Origin of the sequence: Spirulina sp. CCY15215 (assembly GCF_016888125.1) — a bacterium.
In the GTDB taxonomy this organism is placed as follows: Bacteria; Cyanobacteriota; Cyanobacteriia; order Cyanobacteriales; family Spirulinaceae; genus CCY15215.
Genome location: NZ_JACSWA010000280.1, coordinates 1 through 2,509 on the forward strand (window position 1 = coordinate 1; position 2,509 = coordinate 2,509).

General features: G+C 48.1%; 2 protein-coding genes. Both read right to left on the minus strand.

Going from position 1 to position 2,509, the window contains the following annotated elements; genetic code table 11:
- Window positions 1–135: 135 nt before the first annotated feature.
- Complete coding sequence (thiL, locus tag JUI58_RS03395; RefSeq protein WP_204102337.1) at window positions 136–1,137, minus strand: thiamine-phosphate kinase; 1,002 nt, start codon at window positions 1,135–1,137, stop codon at window positions 136–138.
- A 13-nt stretch (window positions 1,138–1,150) separates the two neighbouring features.
- Window positions 1,151–2,293: a peptidylprolyl isomerase gene (locus JUI58_RS03400; protein WP_239121242.1), complete on the minus strand. Its 1,143-nt coding sequence runs from the start codon at window positions 2,291–2,293 to the stop codon at window positions 1,151–1,153.
- Window positions 2,294–2,509 lie beyond the last annotated feature (216 nt).

Sequence of the window (2,509 nt, forward strand, 5' to 3'; positions counted from 1 at the left end):
GAGTCTGTTGACAGGCTTGGAGCAAGCGCGGTTTTAACCCGCTTTCGGTGGATTAACCACAGAATCCCCGTCTTTTTAAAGCGGGGAGATGTCAAATGACTTAAATAAATCCCGATCGCCATTGGCGATCGGGATTTAAAAATGTTGAAAGCTACTTTCTAAAGTCAAAATCAAAGCTGGCTCGATGCCTTGGGGCGCGATCGCCTGCACTACTAATTCTGAGGTAATTTTACCAATAATTCTCGCTTCTCCTCCTAATTGATGCACCAGAGAGCTTGCCAAAGGTGGAGGCAAACACAAGACTAACTCAAAATCTTCTCCTCCAAAGAAAACCCAATCTCGGGCTTTGTCTGGAGAAACGAGAAGATTCAACCCTAGGGGAATGGGTAAAGCTGCTAGATCGATCGCAGCACCCACCCCACTCTCGCGACAAATCTGCACGATCGCATCGGCCAGTCCATCGCTACTATCCATCCCCGCAACAGGAATTGCAGCAGAGATAGTTTGCAGGTGCGGCAATACGTCCAAACGCGGCAGAGGACGCTGGTGTGCCTGAATTAAATTTTCGCGCATTTCTAGGGGCAGAGAATGCCCGATCGCCGGATCGAGCAGCAGTGCTAAACCAGCCCTCGATTTACCGTGTTCTCCCGTAATAACAATGGCATCTCCCGATCGCGCTACAGAGCGGCGAATTGCCCTGGGGGGGGAGACTTGACCGAGCGCCGTGACTGCAACAGTCAGCACCGGAGAGCGACAGAGATCGCCGCCAATAATAGAAGTTTCGTAAGGCTGAAGACAAGCGGTAAACCCCTGATAAAACCCTTCAACCCAAGCAACCGGGGTTTGGGGAGGCAAACTCAAACCAATAGTTAAACCGAGAGGAGAAGCCCCCATCGCCGCCAAATCCGATAAATTTGCCGCCGCCGATCGCCAACCCACATCAAAAGGGGAAGTAGTGCGATCGCTAAAATGGACCCCATCGACAAGAACATCCGTTGTTACCACCAGATCGCGATCGCCCAGGAGAGAGACAATTGCGCCATCGTCTCCCACGACATCAGAATTGCAGAACCCCTGCACCAATTGCAAGAGTTTCTGTTCTCCCAAATTTCCCACCGCGATCGAGGCAGAAGTCATGAAATCTTGATAATTAAGAGGGTTGCTGTAAATTTTCCCTGCCGGCGGTAACAGTTGCCGAAATAATGCGATCGCCCGCTTTTAAGCCTTCCAACACCTCTTTTCCTTTGACGACATAGCCAAAGACCGAATAGCGTCCATCGAGAAGATTAAAACCTGGAGGAGTAAGTTCGCTATCGTAGAGGAAAAAGAAAATTTGCGACGAACCCCCATTAGAATCGTCCGCCGGATGACCCAAGGCGATCGCGCCGTAGGCATTAAAAGGCAGCACGGGAGGCGTTAAATACAAGCCAAGGGCTTCTAGGGTAAACTCATAAATCGGCGTGGCTTCCTCGGCAATTTTCACCTCTAAAGGAATAGCGCGATATTCTCCTGTTGTCGGATCGATGAAACCCGCTTCTTCCCCAGGAGGATCGCCAATTTGCACGATATAATCCTGAGTTTGAAAGAACTCCAAACCATCGTAAAAACCGCGATCGACCAGATCGACAAAATTTCCGGCATTAACAGGGGCATTGTAGCCATCGACGATCGCTTCCATCTGCCCTTTATTCGTTTCGATCGTTATTTTGGCACGCCCTTTCAATTGCGGTAAATTGGCATAGTCTTCGGGAACCTCAAACGGAAAACCCGTAACCATCATGGCTTCTAATTGGCCGACGCGATCGAGGAGATCTCCTTGTAAGAAAGTTGTTACTTCCTTATCCTGTTTTTCCGTCGCTGCGATCAATTGGGGCAGACCTTCTTGTAATTCACTCAATAAGGTTTCTGCTTCGCTCTTACATTTAGCAGGAATATCTTGCAAGATTTTATCATCATCGTATTTAACGACTAAATTAGCGGCTTTAGCTGCCTTTACCGCCGAATTCCAGCGACGGCGACGAATTTCTAACGAGATTGCCTCCAAACTTCCTTGCAAGCGCCGAACTTCTTCATTCTGGATGGGTAGGGCATAACGAAGAATAGCATAAGGATCGGTAATGGCATCCCCTTGAGCAAGTCCGGCGATCGCCTTGTCGGGATACACCCAAATGGTAGAGAAAATAATGAGAGTGGCGATCGCGCTCCAAGATAGTAAGCGCTGACCCCAAGATGGTTTGAAAAAGTTCATAAATTCTTTTGTGGCTTTTAATAAATGATGATCTGATGAGGTCAATAATTTCTATTTCCTGTTCTTTTTTTAGCAAAACAAGGTTAAATCGCAAAATCTCAAGGTTGAGAGAACCTTCTCAAGGTAGAATGGATCGCGGATATTTTGACCTGCATTAGGGCAACTGGTCAGGAACCTCAGCCTAAAGGCGTGAGGCTTGAAAGAGAAATCTAACAGGCCATTCTGACCAGACTAAGTACCCCGCGTACTACGTTATTTGGG

Bases quoted from the DNA above. Each gene is read 5' to 3' on its own strand.
- thiL (WP_204102337.1), bottom strand. From the start codon at position 1,137: ATGACTTCTGCCTCGATCGCGGTGGGAAATTTGGGAGAACAGAAACTC.